The 21270-nt window shown below is 35.1% G+C and carries 22 protein-coding genes; 3 read left to right on the top strand and 19 right to left on the bottom strand.

All coding sequences use genetic code 11. The annotated features are described in order from the left end of the window. Positions 1-754: 754 nt before the first annotated feature. The 4 genes from motS to BM121_RS14230 form a co-directional block, all read right to left on the bottom strand. A complete protein-coding gene (motS, locus tag BM121_RS14215; protein WP_091484308.1) occupies positions 755-1561 on the bottom strand; it encodes a flagellar motor protein MotS in 807 nt (268 codons plus the stop codon). Further along, positions 1551-2375 (bottom strand): flagellar motor protein MotP, encoded by an 825-nt coding sequence (gene motP, locus BM121_RS14220; RefSeq protein ID WP_091484309.1) that lies wholly within the window; start codon positions 2373-2375, stop codon positions 1551-1553. Before motP ends, motS begins: the two co-directional genes overlap by 11 nt. An 83-nt stretch (positions 2376-2458) precedes the next feature. Further along, positions 2459-3454 (bottom strand): catabolite control protein A, encoded by a 996-nt coding sequence (ccpA, locus tag BM121_RS14225; protein ID WP_091484310.1) that lies wholly within the window; start codon positions 3452-3454, stop codon positions 2459-2461. Positions 3455-4251: 797 nt separating this feature from the next. Then, positions 4252-5316 (bottom strand): bifunctional 3-deoxy-7-phosphoheptulonate synthase/chorismate mutase, encoded by a 1065-nt coding sequence (locus BM121_RS14230; RefSeq protein WP_091484311.1) that lies wholly within the window; start codon positions 5314-5316, stop codon positions 4252-4254. A gap of 159 nt (positions 5317-5475) precedes the next feature. Between BM121_RS14230 and pilM the strand changes: the two genes are divergently transcribed. After that, positions 5476-7614 (top strand): pilus assembly protein PilM, encoded by a 2139-nt coding sequence (gene pilM / locus BM121_RS14235; RefSeq protein WP_091484312.1) that lies wholly within the window; start codon positions 5476-5478, stop codon positions 7612-7614. A 19-nt stretch (positions 7615-7633) separates the two neighbouring features. On the opposite strand, the gene ytxJ is transcribed toward pilM, so the two are convergent. The 11 genes from ytxJ to BM121_RS14290 all read right to left on the bottom strand — a co-directional run bounded on the left by ytxJ (position 7634) and on the right by BM121_RS14290 (position 17113). Then, a complete protein-coding gene (gene ytxJ / locus BM121_RS14240) occupies positions 7634-7957 on the bottom strand; it encodes a bacillithiol system redox-active protein YtxJ (protein WP_175495437.1) in 324 nt (107 codons plus the stop codon). Positions 7958-8075: 118 nt separating this feature from the next. Next, positions 8076-8510, bottom strand: coding sequence for a YtxH domain-containing protein (locus tag BM121_RS14245; RefSeq protein WP_091484313.1), 435 nt, complete (start codon positions 8508-8510; stop codon positions 8076-8078). Between the two features lie 32 nt (positions 8511-8542). Beyond that, a complete protein-coding gene (locus BM121_RS14250) occupies positions 8543-8950 on the bottom strand; it encodes a DUF948 domain-containing protein (RefSeq protein WP_091484314.1) in 408 nt (135 codons plus the stop codon). 315 nt (positions 8951-9265) lie between these two features. Then, complete coding sequence (gene murC / locus BM121_RS14255; protein ID WP_091484315.1) at positions 9266-10561, bottom strand: UDP-N-acetylmuramate--L-alanine ligase; 1296 nt, start codon at positions 10559-10561, stop codon at positions 9266-9268. A gap of 231 nt (positions 10562-10792) precedes the next feature. Next, the gene (locus BM121_RS14260) at positions 10793-12883 is read right to left on the bottom strand and encodes a DNA translocase FtsK (RefSeq protein WP_091484316.1); all 2091 of its coding nucleotides are present in this window, start codon (positions 12881-12883) and stop codon (positions 10793-10795) included. Between the two features lie 153 nt (positions 12884-13036). Beyond that, positions 13037-13636, bottom strand: a complete 600-nt coding sequence (gene ytpR, locus BM121_RS14265; RefSeq protein WP_091484317.1) for a YtpR family tRNA-binding protein — start codon at positions 13634-13636, stop codon at positions 13037-13039. A gap of 17 nt (positions 13637-13653) precedes the next feature. Beyond that, entirely contained in the window at positions 13654-14457 is an 804-nt protein-coding gene (locus BM121_RS14270) for a DUF1444 domain-containing protein (protein WP_091484318.1), read from the bottom strand. 137 nt (positions 14458-14594) lie between these two features. Continuing rightward, positions 14595-14906 (bottom strand): thioredoxin family protein, encoded by a 312-nt coding sequence (locus BM121_RS14275; RefSeq protein ID WP_091484319.1) that lies wholly within the window; start codon positions 14904-14906, stop codon positions 14595-14597. A gap of 1 nt (position 14907) precedes the next feature. Beyond that, positions 14908-15438 carry a hypothetical protein gene (locus tag BM121_RS14280; protein ID WP_091484320.1) on the bottom strand — a complete coding sequence of 177 codons (531 nt, stop codon included), beginning with the start codon at positions 15436-15438 and terminating at the stop codon, positions 14908-14910. Positions 15439-15526: 88 nt separating this feature from the next. Continuing rightward, entirely contained in the window at positions 15527-16036 is a 510-nt protein-coding gene (locus BM121_RS14285) for a DUF84 family protein (RefSeq protein WP_091484321.1), read from the bottom strand. Between the two features lie 9 nt (positions 16037-16045). After that, entirely contained in the window at positions 16046-17113 is a 1068-nt protein-coding gene (locus BM121_RS14290; RefSeq protein WP_091484322.1) for a M42 family metallopeptidase, read from the bottom strand. A gap of 178 nt (positions 17114-17291) precedes the next feature. Between BM121_RS14290 and BM121_RS14295 the strand changes: the two genes are divergently transcribed. Further along, on the top strand, positions 17292-17630 hold the full coding sequence (locus BM121_RS14295; protein WP_091484323.1) for a PepSY domain-containing protein: 339 nt from the start codon (positions 17292-17294) through the stop codon (positions 17628-17630). A 128-nt stretch (positions 17631-17758) separates the two neighbouring features. Here the strand turns inward: BM121_RS14295 and trmB are convergent, their stop codons facing one another. Next, positions 17759-18400 (bottom strand): tRNA (guanosine(46)-N7)-methyltransferase TrmB, encoded by a 642-nt coding sequence (gene trmB, locus BM121_RS14300; protein ID WP_091484324.1) that lies wholly within the window; start codon positions 18398-18400, stop codon positions 17759-17761. Positions 18401-18572: 172 nt separating this feature from the next. Here trmB and BM121_RS14305 point away from each other — a divergent pair, with 172 nt between their 5' ends. Then, complete coding sequence (locus tag BM121_RS14305; RefSeq protein ID WP_091484325.1) at positions 18573-18857, top strand: YtzH-like family protein; 285 nt, start codon at positions 18573-18575, stop codon at positions 18855-18857. Here the strand turns inward: BM121_RS14305 and BM121_RS14310 are convergent. The 3 genes from BM121_RS14310 to thpR form a co-directional block, all read right to left on the bottom strand. Continuing rightward, positions 18838-19641 (bottom strand): phosphotransferase family protein, encoded by an 804-nt coding sequence (locus tag BM121_RS14310; RefSeq protein ID WP_091484326.1) that lies wholly within the window; start codon positions 19639-19641, stop codon positions 18838-18840. The genes BM121_RS14305 and BM121_RS14310 overlap by 20 nt on opposite strands. Before the next feature lie 139 nt (positions 19642-19780). Beyond that, positions 19781-20707, bottom strand: coding sequence for an NERD domain-containing protein (locus BM121_RS14315; protein WP_091484327.1), 927 nt, complete (start codon positions 20705-20707; stop codon positions 19781-19783). A gap of 9 nt (positions 20708-20716) precedes the next feature. Further along, positions 20717-21268 carry an RNA 2',3'-cyclic phosphodiesterase gene (thpR, locus tag BM121_RS14320; protein ID WP_091484328.1) on the bottom strand — a complete coding sequence of 184 codons (552 nt, stop codon included), beginning with the start codon at positions 21266-21268 and terminating at the stop codon, positions 20717-20719. Between the last annotated feature and the right edge of the window lie 2 nt (positions 21269-21270).

Below are 21270 nucleotides of genomic sequence, written 5' to 3' on the forward strand. Positions count from 1 at the left end.
ACCTTATTTAAAAGAAAACAAGAAATCTGGTATGCTACCGTTCGAAAACAATTTTAAATCTACACTATTTCTTGTTCAACGGGATCCCCACTCGTTATAAGATATGACTTAGGCTTGAAAATTCTGATATTTAAGAGATACCAGGAAAGTGAGCCCACCCGGACCTTATAACAGACAAAAATAAGCATCGTGACATGCAAAAAAGGGTGGATATCTGATCGTTTACTTTGCTCACATACGGTTGAAATGAATAGTATAGATAACACCCGCTTCGGCTTGTCCATTTCGCTTTCCGGGTGGCGTGCTCGTCAGCTAACTTTGCAAAGAAAAGCCCTTTGCAAAGTGGATATCCGCTCAAGCTGATCACCCTGGAGTCGAAATGGCCGCCTACGCTACATCATGCTCGACAATGCGTGTAAGTAGTGATGACTACTGCCATTCTATGTTTGAAGAAAACTCGACATGTTCCGTGTACCTAACATTGTAGCATCACTATCTAGCGAAGGCCGGACACTTCCACTCCAGTGGGAACTGTTTTACTCGAAGATCCACTTTTCCAAGTGTTTTTTGCTTGGAAAAGTTAGCTGAGAGGAAAACCCCACGGAAAGGGAAGTGGCCAGCCGTAGCGATTGCCTAGCATTCTATATCTTTCAAAACACGCTGGATTCATGTCGCTGCTATTAGACAAAACGCTGTGATACCAAGGATTTTATACTTTCTTACATTATTAAAAAGGATGACACTGTTGTCATCCTTAAGATTCCTCTGTTGAATCAAGTATTACTATTTCTACTCTTCGATTTGTACTCCATCCTTCAGAACTATCATTTGATGCTACTGGCCGTGTATCACCAAATCCAGTTGCGATAAAGCGAGATTCTTTAAAATCATTTGATTCTATGAGAAATCGAATAACACTACTAGCTCGAGCACCTGATAACTCCCAATTCGAAGGATAACGATAGCTTGAAATCGGGCGATTATCTGTATGTCCCTCTACTCTGACTTCATTTGGAATATTAGAGAGTAATGTACTAATTTTATTCAAAAATGGTTTAGCGGGGTCAAGCACTTCTGCTTCCCCTGTTTCAAAAAGAACTCTTTCCTGTAAAACCAATACAACACCTTGATCGGTTCTAGTAGCAGAAATAACCTGATTTAAATCATTTTTATTTAAATAGGATTCTACTTCTGCTAACAACTCATCTAGCTCGTCTTGATCTGGTGTGCCTTCCACTGTATTAAATTCTGAGTCGATTTGTTCTTGTCCTTCATGGTCTTCACCAAGAATTGTATCTTCTGATTTATCATCATTTTCTTCTTCTTTTAGTACTTCTACATTTTCAGTTGGAAATTGTTCTTCAATGATAGATGGCATTGCCTCAAATATGTTTTCACTTTTAAAGGCGTCCGCAATCGCTCTGAACTTTTCCGCATCTATTTGTGACATGGAAAATAACAAGACAAAAAATACTAAAATTAATGTTACCATATCCGCATATGTTACCATCCATTTTGGTGCACCTTTTTTCTCTGGACGTTGTTTGTTTCTACGCTTCATTAAAGGATTCCTCCGTGAAATTCTCCTCTTCTGTTTCTACTTTCTTATTCTTTTCTTTATCTGATAAAAATGCGCTTAGTTTTTCTTTCAAAATTCTAGGATTTTGTCCAGATTGTACACCGATTACACCTTCTATAATAACTTGCTTTATAAAGACCTCTTCACTTGTTTTCGTTTCTAATTTACCAGCCATTGGTGTAAATACTAAGTTCGCCATCACAGATCCATAGAAAGTTGTTAGTAAGGCCACTGCCATACTGGGGCCAAGAGTAGTTGGATCCTCCAAATTTTGCAACATAAGAATTAAACCTATTAAAGTACCGATCATTCCCCAGGCAGGTGCATATTCACCAGCTTTTTCAACAATTAGACGGCCACGGTAATGGCGATCTTCCATTGCATCAATTTCTGCGTTCATAATATCATTAATCACTTCAGGCTCAATCCCGTCAATGGCTAATAGTACGCCTTTTCTAATATAGGGATCATTCACTTCTTCTAGTTCATTTTCCAGAGCCAATAATCCTTCCCGTCTAGCTCGATCAGATAATCGCTCAAATAATTCAATCAATTCGGCCAAATTATGTTCATTTCGCTTAAATACTTCTTGTATAACATTTTTCGTTGTTTTTATTTGTTCAATATTAAAATTAACTAGTAGTGCCGCTACTAGACCACCAAGTACAATCAAGACAGAGGATCCTTGCACAAAACCAGCAAAGCCTCCCATACCACCACTGCTAATAATCCCAAACATAATCATTATAAAACCAATGGTAATGCCGATTGGAGTCAAAAAATCTCTTTTGTTCATAGTATTCTCTCCCCAGTAAAAAACTCTAAAAATAAAATGCCAGGATGTAACGAAGCATCCTAGCATTATTATCGGCATTTATTTTATTTTGTTGAGTTTCTTTTAACAATTTGATGTGGTAATACAACATTTTGTTCCTCTACGTTTTCTTTATTCATAAATTTAGTCAATAAACGCATCGCAACCGCACCAATGTCATACATAGGTTGTACAACTGTTGATAGTGTTGGACGTACCATTGTCGCTAATCTTGTATTATCAAAACCGACTACTTCAACGTCCTCAGGGACATTAACCCCATTATCTTGTAGACCATGGATAACACCAAGTGCCATTTCATCCGTTGCTACGAAAATCCCTGTTGGATAATCTTTGATGTTAATAATTTGATTAGCTGCCTCTATTCCTGATTCATAGGAGAACTCTGCTGATATAATATAATCCTCATTTACTTCTTTATTCGATTCTTTAATCGCTTTTACGTAACCTGCATATTTCTTTTCATTGACAGCAGAAGTTTCTTGCCCACTTACATAAATCGGATGTTTTGTGCCGTTTTCAATGAGAAGTGAGGTTGCTTCATAAGCTGCTTGTTCATAATCAATATTAACTGATGGAATGGTTTCACTCGAATCAATGGTTGCAGCTAAAGCTACAGGTACAGGCGAAGTTTTTAATTGCTGTACATGCTCTTCACTAATATTCGCGCCCATATACACTAGGCCATCTACTTGCTTTTCAAACATGGTATTAATCAATCGTAACTCTTTATCTTTATTTTGATCAGAGTTACTCAAAATAATATTATATTTATACATAGTAGCAATATCATCGATACCTCTAGCTAGCTCTGAAAAGAAGATGCTTGAAATATCTGGAATGATAACCCCTACTGTAGTTGTTTTTTTACTTGCCAGACCTCTTGCAACAGCATTTGGACGATAGCCTAGTCTTTCTATTGTATTTAGTACTTTTTTTCTTGTCGCTGGCTTCACGTTCGGGTTTCCGTTCACAACACGTGATACTGTAGCCATGGAGACGTTAGCTTCTCTTGCTACGTCATAAATTGTTATATTCATTATAATAACCTCCAATATTCTAATTAACGGTATATTTCTCTCATCATACGCTACAAAGAGTATTTCTGCAAAAAATAAACGATATCTACATTATATATGTATATCATTCATATTATAACAAATTTTGCACAAAAATTAACATCAAAATAATCATTTTATGAAAAACTTTTCATTTTATTATATCATGTACCCTATTGAACTTAAAATAAACTACATAAAACATAAACTGTGAAGTAATTTATTGCGTGGATTTGCTCTTCCACCTTTTGTGAGTGCTGGGAAACGCTGCGGCAGAATACTCCGCTTTCACCCAAGGGCACAAGTGCGACATCTGTTCAACCAAGTTTTCACAGTGTCTTCTATGCCACAAGGCACGGCCTCTGTCTCCTCAAAAAGCAAAAAAAGCTTTTCTGCGGGGTGTAGGAGTCTGCGTATTCTGCCTCCGCTAGTAAGGATTCTCTGATGATAGAAAGGTTAAAATCCATGGAATAAACATCTTGAGGATTTATTTTCACTTGATCAGAAGACTATTCTAAGCTGCGGGAAAATGCGACACTCCTGTGGGAAAGGAACAGTCTGAAGACCCCGCAAGAAGCGATTTTTGCTTCTGAGGAGGCTGAAGCGTTCCCACGGAAAGGGAGCGTTTTTTCGCAGCGATGGCCTACCACTCATTCATAAAAGTATGGATGGGAGCCTCACTATATAGAGAATTTCATTACTTCGCTGTTTGTATCTACTGTTCTATAGGAGAAAATTAGGCAAAATAAAAACTCCTGTCAGAAACAGGAGTTTTTTGGTTATTTATTTTGTAATTCACTCAAAAAGTTATGGAAGGTTGGGATATCCATTTGTTGTGCTGCGTCAGATAGTGCTACTGCTGGATCTGGGTGCACTTCTGCCATGACTCCGTCTGCGCCGATCGCTAACGCAGCTTTTGCTGCCGGTAATAATAAATCTCTTCTACCAGTCGAATGTGTTACGTCAACCATAACAGGTAAGTGCGTTTCTTGTTTTAAAATCGGAACAGCTGTTATATCTAACGTATTACGAGTTGCTTTTTCGTATGTTCTAATTCCACGTTCACACAGAATAATTTGTCCATTACCTTTAGAATTTACATATTCTGCTGCATTGATAAAATCAGAAATTGTAGCAGACATACCACGTTTTAACAGTACTGGTTTATTCGTTTCGCCTGCAGCTTTTAATAACTCAAAGTTTTGCATGTTACGAGCACCAATTTGAATGACATCTATATAATTAACTGCCTCTTCAATATGTGCAGGATTTACAATTTCACTGACAACTGCTAATCCATACTCATCTGATACCTTTTTCAAAATTTCAAGCCCTTCAAAACCTAAACCTTGGAAATCATACGGTGACGTTCTTGGTTTAAAAGCACCGCCACGAATTAATTTCAAGCCTTCTCCCTTAATAGCAGAAGCAACTTCCGCTACTTGATCATAGCTTTCTACTGCACATGGACCAAAAATGAAGTGCTGATTACCATCACCAAATTTATCTCCATTTATATCAATTACCGTATCTTCTGGTTTTTTCTTACGAGATACTAGTAATGCTTTACTATGGTCATCTTCTTGTAATTCAAGACCTGCTTTAAATACTTCTTTGAATAAGTGAACAATCGTAGAATTTTCAAATGGGCCATTATTATGCTTTGTAATTAAATTTAACATATCGCGTTCACGAACTGGATCATAACTACGATTAGCACCTTGTTTTTCTTTTACCTGACCAGTTTCTTTCACAAGTTCAGCTCGTTTATTAATTAACTCTAATATCTCTAAGTTAACTTGGTCAAGCTTTCCGCGAAGCTGATCCAATTGTTCATTACTCATTATAAATCCCCCTACTCCTATTTTAAATTCCTGAAAAGATGTTATACTTTTTATAGAATTACGGATAATTATAGCTAAAATATGGCGACTTGTCACCAGTTAGAAGAAATGTTTTATAGAATATTTCTAATTTTTTCACAATAGGAAGGAAAAACAGTTATGAATGAGCAAATGTTCGCACTAGATATCGGTACCAGGTCTGTCGTAGGTCTTTTAATGGAAAAGAATAATGACCACTATCATTTGATAGATTATCATATGGTAGAACATGATGAACGGTCCATGTTAGATGGACAAATACATGATATTGTTTCTGTTGCAAAAGTGATACAGCAAGTAAAAATACATATGGAAGAAAAACATAATACAGTATTAGAAAAAGTATGTGTAGCTGCTGCTGGACGTGCTTTAAAAACAAAACGGATTAAAACAACGAAAGAAATTGCTAAACAACCATTAATGAACGAAGAAGATATTCTTTTCTTAGAGTTAGAAGCGGTACAACAGGCACAATTTGAACTTGCAACAGGAGATGATGAGGCCAGTCATCATTATTATTGTGTTGGTTACTCTGTTATTCATTATTCGCTAGATGGAGAAGAGATCGGATCATTAATTGACCAGCAAGGTGAAAAAGCTGAAGTGGAAATTATCGCAACTTTTCTACCAAAAGTGGTCGTAGAATCATTATTATCTGCCTTAAGCCGTTCGGAATTGCAATTAGAAGCTTTAACATTAGAACCGATTGCGGCAATACAAGTATTGATCCCTACTTCTATGAGGCGATTGAATGTTGCATTAGTTGATATTGGTGCTGGTACAAGTGATATCGCACTTACATCTGAAGGCACAGTTACTGCTTATGGTATGGTTCCAAGAGCAGGAGACGAAATAACAGAAGCGATTAGTGATCACTATTTATTAGATTTTAATCAAGCGGAAGATTTCAAAAAAGAAATCACTTTACATAAAAAGGCAACAGTTTCTGATATTCTTGGGTTTGAACAAGAAGTAACTTATGAAGAATTAATCGAACATATCTCACCTCCAGTAGACGAACTGGCTAGATCGATTTCAGAAGAAATAATTGCTTTGAATGGTAAGGCACCTAAAGCCGTCATGTTAGTTGGTGGAGGCAGTCAAACACCTGAATTAGCCAAGAGACTTGCGATCAAGCTGAAACTCCCAACCAACCGAGTAGCGATTAGAGGAGTAGATGCAATTCAATTGTTATCAAAAGATGATGATTTACCAATTGGCCCTGAATTTATCACTCCGATTGGTATCGCTATTGCGGCAAAACAAAATCCGGTGCACTATATAAGTGTTACGCTGAATGAACAAGTGATTCGCTTATTTGAAATGAAAGACTTAATTGTTGCAGATTGTCTGCTTGCGGCAGGAATTAATATCAAGAAACTGTATGGTAAACCAGGCATGGCAGCAATGGTTGAATACAATGGTAAGCCCATCACTTTACCAGGCGAATTCGGTACTGCCCCGAAAATTTTATTAAATGATCACGAATCGAACGTTGACGACATCGTTCATAATGGAGATATGTTAATCATTGAGAAAGGACAAGACGGAGCACCTGCGAAAATGAGTCTTGAAGAATTTATTGGAGAAACTTCTTCCATAACAGTCTATTACAATCAAAAAGCAATGAAAATGAAACCAAAGATTCTAGTAAACAATGAAAAAACTAACAATAGCTATCTATTAAAAGATGGAGATAAAATTGAATACAGTCACAACATTACCTTAAAAGATCTCTTACACTATTATCAGATTTCAGAACAAGTGAACACACCATATACGATATGGATCGATGATAATAAGAAAGTATTAGAAGATTACAGTCAAACATTACTACATAATGGAAAACCAGCAAAAATAGATACGCTTCTAAAAAATGGTGATAAGCTAGAAACATACGCAGCAAATATTCCGCCGTTACAAGAACTTCTGGAGAAATTAGAGATTCGTTATCAGAATGAAATGACTATTACCTACAATAAAAAGCGTTTAACACTTTCAAAAGACCTTGTAAAAGTATATCGTCGAGGAGAAGTGCTATCTTTAGAGGCATCTATAGAAGATCAAGATAAACTGCAAATCTTTGAGCAAAAAGCAGATCCATTTATTTTTCAGGACATCTTCCGTTTTATTTCACTTGACGTATCTCAAGCCAAAGGCAGGGTTGAATTAAAAAGAAATGGACAATCTGCGACATTCCTTGAAGAGTTGCAACCAAATGATCATATTGAAATAAATATAGAGAGTCGCCTGATTTAAACAACGGCGACTCTCTCTTTTATAAGCAATTAGCTTCTAAACTACGTTCTGTAATATTGGAATGACTCGTATCCCATGTTGGTTTTCCATCCACTACTTTTATCACTTGTGGTGATTCATGCTTTATCTCATACGTATCAGCTATGTAATTAGAAAGTTCTCTCGCATGCTGTACGTGCAATCGAAAAAGCGGAATACCATCTTTCTCACTAAAATTTTCATACTCTTGATTGGCGGCTGTACTGATCGGACAAGTTAAACTATTCTTCAGCAAAACAAATTGATTATTCTCCTCAATGATTTGCTGAAATTGTTCAATTGATTCGATATTTTTTATTTCCATTTGTTCCACATCCTTACTGGCTACTAAAAAGATTGTCCCAATGCTAAACCCGTTTCATTTATGACATAGAAACGGGTTTAGACCTTGTGAGACTATTCTATAAAACAGCCTTGTGTGATTATACGTTTGTATTATTTTCTTCTTCTACAGCCTGTGCTGCTTCTTCAATGGCTTGTGCTACTTCTTCTGCTGCTTTTTCTGGATCTTCATCTTTAGATATTTTTTCCTGAATAGTTTCTTTCGTTTCTTTTAACTTACTGGTTAGATCTTGTGACCTTTCTGAAACAGTGTGGCCTAATTGTTGAGACTGTTCTTTCGCATAGTCTCTCCACTCACCACTTTTTTCATAAGCAACATCTTTCCAATCATTAGCGCGATCTTTTACGTAGTGTGCACCCTGGTTAAGATCACCTCTTAATTCTTTACCTGACTTTGGAGCGAAAATTAATGCCAATGATGCCCCGACAATTCCACCAATTAGTGAGCCTATTAAAAAGTCCTTGCTGTTAATGTTTTGATTCTCTTCATTCTGATTTTGATTTTGATTCGTCATTTCTCATTCCTCCAATAAAATATTATTTTTCTTTATTTTTCTTTATTTTTTTTAAACAATTCCATTACTACTGTGCTCCACTTAATAGCTTCTGCCGTTGTTTCTTTGTTTTCATCTGCAATGCGATTTACAGATTGGGAAACATTACGAATAGATTGGGTGAAATCTTTTACAGTATCCCCAATATTTTTCACACCATCTACTAATGTATTTAGTTTTACGGTCTTTTCATTGATATCTTCGGCTAAATTGTTTGTCTTATTTAATAAAGCCGTTGTCTCAACTGTAATACCCTCCATTTGTTTTTCTAAACCTTCCAGTGTGTCTGCCACATGTGACATAGTACGTTTTGTTTCTTTCAAAACTTTTACTAAGTAAATAACTAAAATGGCAAAAGCAACTGCTGCTATGATTGCGGCAAGGTATAAGAGAATTTCCATCCGAGCCTTCACTCCTTCATTATGTATTACTAATTAACCTAATAATTATGGTATACCCTTTATAAGCTATTCTAAACAAGATAATCATAAATTGCACGTAATAGGGTTAAATTTTTTCAGAAAAGTCAAGTATTAACACTTGCTAATTGTCTTCTAAGAAAACCAACCAAACTCCTGTGGGAAAGTAACAGTCTGAAGCCCCGTGATGTGTCTGTGTCTTCTAGTAACGCTTCGTAGTATACTTTCTTGTCTTATAAAAAAAAGAAGGGTCCACCCTTCTTTTTTTACACATATACAAAAATGGTCGAATCCTTCTTATTTAAGGCTTTTTTCATATGCTTCCTGGTATTTCTGAATATCTCCGGCACCCATAAATACTAATACACTATTCTGGTGATTTTCTAAAAGATGAATATTATCTAATTTCAATAACTCACTTTGATTGATTAATTGTTTCAAATCATTAATCGTCAAGTTTGCTTGCGATTCTCTTGCAGACCCGAAAATATCACATAAGTATATAGCATCCGCTTCTGACAAAGCTTCACCGAATTCATTCATAAAAGTTTTCGTTCTGGAATACGTATGAGGCTGAAATATCGCAACAATTTCCTTTTCAGGATATTTTTTTCGAGCTGCTTCTATCGTCGCTTCTACTTCCTTCGGATGATGAGCATAGTCATCAATTAAAACTTGATTATCGACTTGTTTCTCGGAAAACCTTCTTTTTACCCCTTTGAATGATACAATCTCTTTAATTTGGGACGCAGTAAAGTCTTCATAATGACAAATGGTAATAACAGCTAATGCATTTAATATATTGTGGTCTCCAAATGCGTTAATTTGAAATGTATCATAATAGTTATTACGAACAAATACATCAAATTTCGTACCATTTCCAGCCACTTGAATATTTTTAGCACAAAAATCATTACTATCATTTAATCCATAATAAAGAACAGGTACTTTAGCTTGGATCGATTGTAAATACTCATCATCACCACAAGCAACAATACCCTTTTTTACATTATCAGCCATTTGTTGAAAAGACTCAAATACATCATCAACATCTTTAAAATAGTCAGGATGATCAAAATCAACATTTGTCATAATAGCATAATCTGGTTTATAGGCTAAAAAATGACGTCGGTATTCACATGCTTCAAATACATAATACTCACTGTCTTCTGCTCCTTTACCAGTACCATCACCAATTAAATAGGAGATTGGACAAGCTTTATCCAGAACATGGGCAAGTAAGCCAGTTGTTGATGTTTTTCCATGTGCACCAGTAACTGCAATACTTGTATATTGGTTAATCCATTCACCTAAAAACTCATGATATCGATAGAATGGTAGCCCTAGTTCTTTTGCTTTTTTGATTTCCTCATGATCCTCATTAAAGGCATTTCCCGCAATGATTGTTAAGCCTTCTTTAATATTATCTTCTGAAAAAGATAATATCGGTATATTCTTATCTTCTAAAGCATCTTGTGTAAATATATATTTTTCAATATCAGACCCCTGTACTTGTTCACCAGAGTCTGCCAGGATTTGTGCCAAAGCACTCATTCCTGTCCCTTTAATACCAATAAAATGGTAAATTTCCATAAAAAAGAACCTCCAAAATCAATGATAAAATTAATTCGTCTCATCATGATTGTTTTTCTAATCATATTTTTAATTTTATATAACACAAGAAATTATCTTCTAATAAATTTTAATTTGTGTCAAGTCTTTAGGCATATTTAGGTATTTATGCTATTATATACGCAATCAATGTTGAACGTTCTTCCAATCATTTTGAACTGCTCTATAAACGTTCACCATACAATTAACTGACTAATTTTTGTTTATTAGATCATGACGAGATAATAAAATCTCTCTTTGTTTACTTCCATTCTGTCCAGAAATGATACCATTATCCTCCATCATGTCAATTAACCTTGCTGCACGATTATATCCAACCTTAAATCGACGTTGTAGTAAAGAAGCACTAGCCCCATTATAATCCAAAATAAATTCAACCGCTTCATGATAAAGTTCATCTGTATCTTCGTCGGAAGAAACTTGCTGTATTAGTTGCTCTTGCTCAAATAAATAGTTTGGACTTGCTATCTGCTTGACATAATTAGTAATACGCTCTATTTCATCATCAGATACAAAGGCACCCTGTATTCTTTTGGTTTCCCCTGACCCATTCTCGACAAATAGCATATCTCCCTTTCCTAGTAATTTTTCTGCTCCATTTGTGTCTAAAATCGTTCTGGAATCTACTTGTGACGATACACTAAATGCAATTCTACTAGGTATATTAGCTTTTATTAGACCCGTAATAACATCTACAGATGGTCTTTGTGTAGCTATTAGCAAATGAATACCACACGCTCGTGCCTTTTGTGCAATACGGCAAATGGCATCTTCCACATCTTGTGGAGATGTCATCATTAAGTCTGCCAGCTCATCAATCACAATGACGATATACGGCATATGTTCTTCAGAACGATTTTGTTGTTTCATTTTCTCATTATAGCGATTAATATCCCTTGCTCCTTCTTGGACAAACTTCCCATACCTGTCCTCCATTTCCTGAACAGCCCATTTTAAAGATGAAGTTGCTGCTTTTACATCCGTAATGACAGGTGCTACCAAGTGAGGGATATCATTATAAGGTGTTAATTCGACCATTTTCGGATCAATTAACAAAAATTTAACTTCCTCGTGATTAGCTTTATATAATAAGCTAATTAAGATCGTATTGATACAGACACTTTTACCAGAGCCAGTTGCACCAGCAATAAGTCCGTGTGGCATTTTCTTCAAATCGGTTGCAACAGAGTTTCCTTCTATGTCAGAACCAAGTGCAACAGTTAGTGGTGATGAATTTCCTTGAAATGCGTTGCTCTCTAACATCTTTTGCAAAAAGACAGGCTCCGGATTCAAGTTAGGCACTTCAATACCAATGGTGTTTTTGCCTGGAATTGGTGCTTCCATTCGAATATCTTTTGCCGCTAAATTCAACTTGATATCATCACTTAAATTCTTAATTTTACTAACTTTCACACCTGGTTCTGGTTGAATTTCAAAACGTGTCACAGACGGACCTTGTGTCTTATCAACGACTTTAGCTTTTATATTAAAGTAACGTAAAGTAGTTTGTAAGGTTTCCGCTTGTTCATTAACCCATCCATCATATTTTTGTTCGGTTTGTTTTGCATCATTGAGCAAATGGATAGGAACTGATTTTTGTATTTGAACATGATCTGAAGTCGGGTGATGACTTTCATGCCTATGTTGTCTTGGTTTTTCCCGTTTCTTATGTTGCTTCCATTTATCCCTTGGAGTCATCATCACATTTAATGGCTTAGCACTCGATTTTCGATCGTTTTTATCTTTCTTCTTGGTTTCCATTACTTTCGATATTTCTACTGTTTTACTAGGTTTATTTTCTATTTCAGATTGCTTTTTCTCTTCCGTAACAGGTGGAGATGAAGGTGTTGTTGAAGGTAATTCACTCTCTACTACCTGTTCATGCTCCATCATTTCATTTTTTGAAGTCGCAGTTTCATGTTCATTTTCCACTTTCGATTCCAATTGTCCATCTGACGATTCCTTAGCTTCTATGACTGGCTTAGAATTATTTCGAAAGCCATGTACAGGAGAAGGTACTTCCTGTGCTTTAAAAGGCTGTCGCTTACTTTGATATTCAACATGTTCTTCTTGTTGGTGTTGGTGCTGCTTTTGGTCCGATGAACGATTTTCTTTATGTACACTTTTTCTTTTTATGAGCTTGTCGGTTGTATTATTTTTCGGATACTTATATGCCATTTTCGTTTCTATCGTTTTTTTTTGTAACGGTTTTGTTTCACTCGTTAATTCTGGCTCGTTCTCTTCAAATAAATGTTCCCATCTCTTTTTAATATTTTTCCACATCGTACGTTCACTCTCACTTCCTAATTTATGTACGATTTTACAATCGAGAACTCTTTCCCCATTTTATCATGAAAAGGCTACTTGTAATAGTTATATTTTTTGAAAAATCATGTTAAAACAAGTAAAAAACCCTTGTCCGGAGACAAAGGTTCTCTAAAATTGGAACTCATTACCTACTTCTCTATCAGCTGGTAAAACATAAATCCCTTTTTCTTTTGGTGCGTTTGGTAACCCTAATTCTTTCTGTGAACAAATCATCCCACAGGAATCTACACCTCTTAGTTTAGTCGGCTTTATTTCCAATCCACTTGGCATGATAGCACCCACTTTTGCTACGACAACTTTTTGTCCTTGGTCTACATTTGGTGCTCCACATACAATTTGTAATTGCTCATTGCCGACATCAACTTGACAGAGGCGTAATTTGTCCGCATTTTCATGAGGTTGAATCTCATTCACATAACCGACAACAAATTTTGGCGACAAATCTAAATCTAATGGATCATTTAGGTTATTTTGTCCAAACGCTTTTCTTATGGTTGCAAGTAGTTCTTCCGTTAATTTAATTTTTCCATCTGATAAATCAGTGAAATAGTTAGATGCATGGAATACATTATATCCCACAACCTCATTTGTATTTTCATCGATAATCTTCACAACATCGTTAAATGATTCAAATGTTACTTTTTCACTATTTTTAATTGGGAAAAGAAGTACGTCTCCAATACCTTTTTGATTGTAGTAAACAAACATTTTTTCTTATTCCTCTCTTATTCTTTTGGTTTATTTTTAGCTAAGATAAATACTGGTTCTAAATGCTTATCTTCATATATAAACGGTAGTGATGTAATAGGCACTCGTCCTTCAGCAAAGAACTTCATTGTCATCTGTGCAAGGATATCATATCCTGCTTCATTTTTGATATCTGCTACAATCAACACGTCTTGATGAGGTACAGCTACAACTACCTCTCCAAGTGCATTAGCTTTCATTTCTTCTAAGAATGCCTCATTTAATATACGACTAGCATCATATCCATCCTGTGTCGCTATAAAATTAAAATCATTGTCTGCCACCGTATCTTTTTTTGGTGAAACAGATAAAGAACGAATATTAAACGTAGATATTTCCTTTAACCTTTCAAATGACCAGCCTTGTTCTTCTATCATCTTTTCATCAATAAGCTGGTAAGTCGTACCTAAATCTAATGCATAATAGATATTCGTTTCTGCTGTATGCTCAGAATAGACTAAACGTGTACCTGCCTTTGTTTTCTTTGGAAAAGATGTCGCACGTATAACAGGGTATATTTGCTTTTCCTGTCCTTCAAGCTGGTGATCTTCATGCATCATTTTTAACGATTCACTCACATGGAACTGTAATTCCTCTAGTGCTGTGTCGCCTCTTCGTTCATATTTTGCAATCACATTAGGAATATTTATCGAAACACCTTGTTTGGTGTCCTTCCATTCAATGCGATAAACGTCTTTATCTCGATTAAATGAGACACGCCAAGCATCACTTTCAAATAATTCGTCTAGTTTTCTTTTCATTTTAATAGAAGTCATTTTCATTCTCTTCATCCTCCTTTTGGGGAAGAAAACACTAAAGGGTATTGTAACACTTTTTTATGCAAATGGAAAATAGCTAATCTGCTAGCAGAAAGAACAAAAAGAATCTACCTAAATGGATAGATCCTTTTTATGGTTTATCATAAGTTTTCAATAAAATTTTCAATCTCATTTTTAGTTTTACTATCTTTACTTACAAAACGATCTAATTCTTTTCCATGATCATAAGCTAAAAAGCTTGGAATTCCAAAAATATCATTGTTTGCACATATATCAATAAATTGATCTCTGTCGACATATACAAATAAATACTCATTATATTTCTCTTCTATTTCAGGTAAAAGTGGCTCAATAACACGACAATCCGGACACCAATCCGCTGAAAATAAAAAGATAACTTTTTGTTCGTTTTTCAACTGTTCAAATTCTTGTTCTGATTGTAAAGTTTTCATATTACGATGCTCCTGTCTCTTCATATGCTATAGAGTTGGCGATATCCATCATATCCATTACATCTTGCTTCAATTCACTTTCCGTACTTATTGTCGTAACTTTAACACCACCAACACCCAATTGTACTTCAAATTGCTCTTCATGTTCAACTATATTTACATAACCAAAACGATCTTGGTCTTCGAAGGAAACTAGCCACTCATGGTTATCTTCTTCCTTCGCTGCTTCATAATTTAATCTACTCGTTTGAGCCTCTAATGCATTATAAAATAAAATGAATGTCTTTTCTTCTTTTGTCAGTAACCAATTATTAGCTGCTTGTTTTTCTACTTCATATCCTTCTGGTAAATATAAAGAAAAGCTATCTATTTGTTGATTTTGCTCTTTTGAATTTTGTTGAAATTGTTGCTCTGCAACTTCAATTGCTTCAGATAAAACTTCCTCAGTCGGCTTGATTGTATAAATACTCATTAATATTAAAAAAATAATTAACAAGGAAACGACAACCAAACCAGATATTTCCATTTTCATATAAATCCTCCTGATATGTTAGTCCTAGTCTCCCCCTTTTTCTATAATACTATTTTTTATATATTTCACAAGCCAAAATTCATGCCATTTATTTACTGTTAAGATGATATTTTTCTTGTCCTGCCAGAAGTTTGACTACATGTGTAAACATATCTTCGCGTGAAACATGTGCATCCGTAAATATACCGATAGCACCCTGGTGTTGACGAATGTCATTTATTTTTGTCCATTCTCTCATAATTTCGCCTAATTCTTGTCCATTTAATAGGGATTGAGCAATTTCGACTGATAAGGGAATCCTTGCACCACTGGCAATATACAAGTGGTCATGTGGTGTGACAAGAGCACCCCAATTACACAAAAAAACTTGATCATCGATTTGCATTATTCCACCTTCAAGACCAATACCATAACAATTATCTTCTATTTGTTTACTTGCTTTCGCTCGATTTATTGCCCCTTGCATAGTCTCCGGATCCGACTTCGGTTGAGCATTCACACCAGAATCAACATCAGCACTCATTATATTTGCATTTGGAAACATACACTGAACAGCTTTCACTTTTGCTTTGTTATAAGATCCTACAACAATATTCATTATTGGATTTCACCCGTTATTTAGGATGGCATCTACCGTATTTTGATCTGTATTTTTCACCAATTTTATTAACAATTCTTTTGCTGCTTGATAATCGTCTACATGAATAATTGATGCATGTGTATGAATATAACGAGAGCAAATACCAACAACAGCTGAAGGAACTCCATGATTGGATAAATGAACACTACCAGCGTCTGTTCCACCTTGTGAGATAAAATATTGATACGGAATATTATTACTCTCTGCTGTATCTAGAACAAAGTCCTTCACCCCATGATGCGTGATCATCGAACGGTCAAAAATACGTAAGAGTGCTCCTTTACCTAGCTGCCCAAATTCTTTATCATCTCCTGACATATCATTGGCAGGAGAAGCATCTAAAGCATAAAAAATATCCGGCTTAATCATGTTTGCAGCTACCTTTGCACCACGAAGCCCAACTTCTTCCTGAACAGTAGCACCAGCGAAAAGTTCGTTAGGTACAGTTTCACCTTTCAACTCCTTTAACAATTCTATAGCTAAACCACATCCATAACGATTATCCCAAGCTTTCGCTAAAATTTTCTTATCATTTGCCATCGGAGTAAACTCAGAAACAGGAATGATCGATTGCCCAGGTTTTATACCGATATTTTCTGCGTCTTCTTTATTATCTGCTCCGATATCGATTAGCATGTTTTTCTGTTGCATAGGCTTGGAACGTTCAGCTTGCGTCAGATTATGCGGTGGAATCGAACCCACTACACCAATGACTTTTTTGTCATCTGTATATATTTCCACTCTTTGAGATAATAATACCTGTGACCACCAACCACCTAATGGCTGAAAACGAATCATACCGTTATCTGTAATCTGTGTCACCATAAATGCTACTTCATCCATATGACCTGCAACAAGAACTTTTGGACCTTGTCCTTTTTTAACACCAAAAACACCACCAAGTCTGTCTTGAATGATGTCATCTGCATACTTGGTCAATTCTTGTTTCATCAACTTTCTAACTGCATGCTCATTACCTGGAGCACCTGGAAGTTCTGTCAATGTTCGAAAAAGCTCTAGCGTTTCTGCATTCATTTGTCGTCATCCTTTCTTTCATATACTATATCATTTTTAATTATTATTCGAAAAGCATTATACATTTAAAAGATGATGTCAGTTTGAATTGCTTTTTACTTGCTTTTTTTCTATTATTATCCTTAAGATGAAGATATATGTCTCGTCATTTAAGTTAATCAATGGATGGAGTGAAACGATGAATAAGAAGAATACTATTATTATTGCAGGCAGTGCTTTTTTGTTGGGATATTTTTTAAAACAACAACAAAATGAGAAACAACGAATAAAGCCAGAAAAGGCCTTGAAAATCGTAAAAGAGAATTTTCAAGAGAACTATGAAGTGAGTGGCTCATGGATTTATATGAAGTCAGAACCATTGCAAAAAAATGGCCTTGAATACAAGGTTTATCACGGTGGCATTACCAAACAATTTGAGGAGCAGTATGTACCATATGAATTTTATGTGGATGCACTGACTGGCACTGTTATTGATATGTTTCCACAGCACCCAAATCAAGTCCATACTACTGCTTAATAATGCCTACCTAGCAACTCAGAGCAAAAATGCGCACACAAAAAAACCGAGCGAAAAAGCTCGGTTTTTTTTACGTATGGCTGAAACATTTCCCCAATAATAGTAGAACCAGATGAATTGCCTGGTTTTTATTTTGGAAATTTTACACGGCAGCGGTATATAGGTTGTCCTTTTGCTGAGAATTTTTCTTCATATTCTGTCATCACATTTGTTGGGTCTTCTAGTGCATGTAAATCTAGTGTGACTTCTTCCAGTGTACAACCAAATTGTGAGAAACTTACTAAGGAATATTCAAATAATCCTCTGTTATCGGTTTTTAACACTAATTCACCATTTGGTTTTAAAATTCTCTGATACTGTTCTAAAAACGCATGGTACGTTAATCTTCTCTTTTCATGCCTATTTTTAGGCCATGGATCAGAAAAATTTAAGTACATTTCATCTATTTCATTATCTCCGAATAAATCAGATAGGTCCTGTGCATGTTCATTTATTAAAGTTACATTTGAATGCTGAAAATCTTTCACTTTTTCCACGGCAGACACAATAATGCTTTTGACAACTTCTATCCCTATGAAATGAATTGTTGGATATTGTGCTGCCATTCCCTCAATAAATTGGCCTTTCCCTGTTCCTATTTCAAGATGTAATGGTTTATCTTTACTAATCTGCTGTTGCCATTTGCCTTTGTTTTCTGCAGGGTTTAGTTCTACAAGCTCGTGATTTTCTTTCAAATAATCGTCAGCCCATGGTTTATGTCTTGCTCTCATGAATTTAGCTCCTTTATAAAAGAGTTTCTTTATGTTTCATTTTGCCATTTGTCGTTTTGACCATACATTAAATTGGCTTTTGCCAATTATTTAGCAAAAGCCTTCTACCTTGAAATTTGTATACAATTTACATTTTTAGATCATGCTAAATCATAAAGGTGGGAGATAAGATATGGCTTTAAATGCAAATAACCAGTTAGATTTACTGCACGATCTTTTAAGTCTGCATGCTGAAGAATGTTGTGGTAGTGCTTCAGAATGCGAACAAATATCAAGATTAATCAGATCTCTTCAACAACAACCATCCATTCAAAATAGTGATTTAGTGCAAATAGTAGATGTCATCGACCAATATGGTACGTTAGGTGCTACATCCAATAATTTAGATGACCATATTTATAAGCATCAACCCGAAATCGAACAGTGGTTACAAGTTATTAAAGATTCCAATCATTAATTTGATGAAGAAGCTGATTTAACTCATTTAAATGAATATCGGCTTCTTTTGTTTTATACCTGCTTTCAGACCATACATAACCAATGATTTCATCAATGATTAAGTACCAGTGCATTCGCTGCATTAAATATCTGCTATTTTCAATTCCATAATGTTCAAGCCATTGACTCCATTCTTGCTTTGGTATATATGACTGAAGAATTCTTCCTATATCCATAGCTGGATCACCAACACGTGCATTATCCCAATCAATTAAATATAATTCACCATTATTAGATAGCATCCAATTATGATGGTTTAAATCACAATGGCATACAACTTGTTGATCATAATAAACGTCTAATATACGCTTTTCTAAATATTTAATTGCCTTATATATCGTAAGTGAATGACGCGCGAATTTATTGCCTTGCACAAATTGTTTCACTCTTACTAACATTTGATCTGGAACGATAGTGGTTTTTTCTATCCGTAACAACATATCTAATAATTCAGAGGAATGATGGATTTTACTTAATAATTTCGCTACTTTAGGGTGCTGCATTTCTTCAATATTTAAAGCTTTGCCATCCAACCATTGTTGAGCCGTTACTACATCACCGTTCTCAAGGCGCTTTGTCCAAACAAGTTTAGGTACAATACCTTGTGCAGATAATACAGCCAAAAATGGAGATGAATTTCGTTTTAAAAATAATTTTTTCTGATTCGATTGGGCATAATAAGCCGCACCGGTTGATCCACCAGCAGGAATAATTGTCCAATCTTCACCTAGAATATGTTCCACAGCTTGTCACCCTCAAATCCTCTTAGTAGTCTCTTAACCTCTTTATCTTTAAAAAGGGAATAGTATTAATAGATTAACGCAAAATTAGGTATAATTTCAAGTAAAAATTTAATTTTCGACAAAAATAATATCTTTTTTGTCATTTCGAAAAAGAATCTGACGTATCTTCTTGTTTCCATTCCGGTCTTTTTACAGCAATCGACTCCGCATGTTTTAATAATGCTTCAGCTACTTTTAACTGCTGATGCTTTAATGGTGCATATAATTGCTGTTTTTGTTTTAACCATTCTTCATGATGGTCGCGATCAATGTATTTAGTATGATATGGTTCTATTTGATAATCGATCACATTGGTACGTGATAAAATAACTTTTTTAATTGGGTAGTCTAATTGATATTTTTTTAAAACACTTTGTATGATGGTTTCCGTCCTTTTCGTACTAATTAAAGGATTTAAAAATTTACTTTGAATATTGTTTTCTTCCAAAAACCACAGCCTTGCATCATTTGGTATAATAGTCTGATTTTTTGGCTTTTCAATTAGTGTAATGATTTCAATTTCTAAAGGGCTAATTAAGACTATATCTCCTTCCATTGGTCCATTTTTTAATTGGAATACTGGAAAGTACAAGAGTAAATGGGTATCAGGTATGCGTTGCAAAAAGTATTTCAGTAAAAAATCCTGATAATAACTGCGATCTATAAAAGACATTTCATTTATCGTTGTCGAAGCCCATTTTAATTGAAATGGAATTAATGTATCTAAAAAGTACTGTTTTAGTTCTTCCTCTGAAGCTGGTAAAATATCAATTTCATCTGTTTCTTTTTCTGATTTGATATCGTCTGAATCCGATCTACTTTTGAAGAATGAGCGCCATTTTGAAAAATTTGACTCATTCAACTCTTCTTCATTATCTACCTCTAATTTAAGTTGCCTCTGATCTTCCCACAAAAATTTTAATCGTTCCCAATTTTCCTTTTTCAACCGTGAAAATTGACTTGGATAATGAAAAATATCTCGTTGATAACGCGATATGTAATTTTCCAATTTAATTAATTGAGCCACTATGTCACCTCATTTCAGTTCAAACTGCCGCCAAATTTGGTATTTTTGCTTTTTCTCTGGGTGTATTTCGTATATAACTACTTTATTAACGTGTAGATATTTTTCTCCTGTCGGTTGGTTAAGAATGGTATTATGCTGCAATTGTTGTTCACTCGCCCATTTTTTAGCAAGAGTTATATGAGGAGTAAAAGCTCGTTTGTCTATCGGTACATATTGCCCAACTATTTGTTGAATTTCATGATGTAATTGTACTAAGGCTGGTTTGTTTTCAACACCAATCCATAATACACGTGGCTTATTTGCTGAGCCAAAGGTAGACAATCCTCCAATTTCAGCTGTAAAAGCTTTAGGGTCCAACTGTTCCAATTGATTCGCTACATGATTTAATGTCGATCTTTCGATTGCTCCGAAAAAATGCAACGTGATATGAAAATCGTTCTTGTCTACCCAGTTTTTATAATAAAAATCGTTCTTTAGCGTTTGTTGAAGTTGATAAAGCCATTTTTTTGTTTCAGTATCTATTTCAACAGCAATAAAGTAATGTTTATTTTTATTGTTCATCT

Origin of the sequence: Gracilibacillus orientalis, assembly GCF_900114645.1 — a bacterium.
GTDB classification, from domain to species: Bacteria; Bacillota; Bacilli; order Bacillales; family Amphibacillaceae; genus Gracilibacillus; species Gracilibacillus orientalis.

Bases quoted from the DNA above. Each gene is read 5' to 3' on its own strand.
- motS (WP_091484308.1), bottom strand. From the start codon at position 1,561: ATGAAGCGTAGAAACAAACAACGTCCAGAGAAAAAAGGTGCACCAAAA.
- motP (WP_091484309.1), bottom strand. From the start codon at position 2,375: ATGAACAAAAGAGATTTTTTGACTCCAATCGGCATTACCATTGGTTTT.
- ccpA (WP_091484310.1), bottom strand. From the start codon at position 3,454: ATGAATATAACAATTTATGACGTAGCAAGAGAAGCTAACGTCTCCATG.
- BM121_RS14230 (WP_091484311.1), bottom strand. From the start codon at position 5,316: ATGAGTAATGAACAATTGGATCAGCTTCGCGGAAAGCTTGACCAAGTT.
- pilM (WP_091484312.1), top strand. From the start codon at position 5,476: ATGAATGAGCAAATGTTCGCACTAGATATCGGTACCAGGTCTGTCGTA.
- ytxJ (WP_175495437.1), bottom strand. From the start codon at position 7,957: ATGGAAATAAAAAATATCGAATCAATTGAACAATTTCAGCAAATCATT.
- BM121_RS14245 (WP_091484313.1), bottom strand. From the start codon at position 8,510: ATGACGAATCAAAATCAAAATCAGAATGAAGAGAATCAAAACATTAAC.
- BM121_RS14250 (WP_091484314.1), bottom strand. From the start codon at position 8,950: ATGGAAATTCTCTTATACCTTGCCGCAATCATAGCAGCAGTTGCTTTT.
- murC (WP_091484315.1), bottom strand. From the start codon at position 10,561: ATGGAAATTTACCATTTTATTGGTATTAAAGGGACAGGAATGAGTGCT.
- BM121_RS14260 (WP_091484316.1), bottom strand. From the start codon at position 12,883: ATGTGGAAAAATATTAAAAAGAGATGGGAACATTTATTTGAAGAGAAC.
- ytpR (WP_091484317.1), bottom strand. From the start codon at position 13,636: ATGTTTGTTTACTACAATCAAAAAGGTATTGGAGACGTACTTCTTTTC.
- BM121_RS14270 (WP_091484318.1), bottom strand. From the start codon at position 14,457: ATGAAAATGACTTCTATTAAAATGAAAAGAAAACTAGACGAATTATTT.
- BM121_RS14275 (WP_091484319.1), bottom strand. From the start codon at position 14,906: ATGAAAACTTTACAATCAGAACAAGAATTTGAACAGTTGAAAAACGAA.
- BM121_RS14280 (WP_091484320.1), bottom strand. From the start codon at position 15,438: ATGAAAATGGAAATATCTGGTTTGGTTGTCGTTTCCTTGTTAATTATT.
- BM121_RS14285 (WP_091484321.1), bottom strand. From the start codon at position 16,036: ATGAATATTGTTGTAGGATCTTATAACAAAGCAAAAGTGAAAGCTGTT.
- BM121_RS14290 (WP_091484322.1), bottom strand. From the start codon at position 17,113: ATGAATGCAGAAACGCTAGAGCTTTTTCGAACATTGACAGAACTTCCA.
- BM121_RS14295 (WP_091484323.1), top strand. From the start codon at position 17,292: ATGAATAAGAAGAATACTATTATTATTGCAGGCAGTGCTTTTTTGTTG.
- trmB (WP_091484324.1), bottom strand. From the start codon at position 18,400: ATGAGAGCAAGACATAAACCATGGGCTGACGATTATTTGAAAGAAAAT.
- BM121_RS14305 (WP_091484325.1), top strand. From the start codon at position 18,573: ATGGCTTTAAATGCAAATAACCAGTTAGATTTACTGCACGATCTTTTA.
- thpR (WP_091484328.1), bottom strand. From the start codon at position 21,268: ATGAACAATAAAAATAAACATTACTTTATTGCTGTTGAAATAGATACT.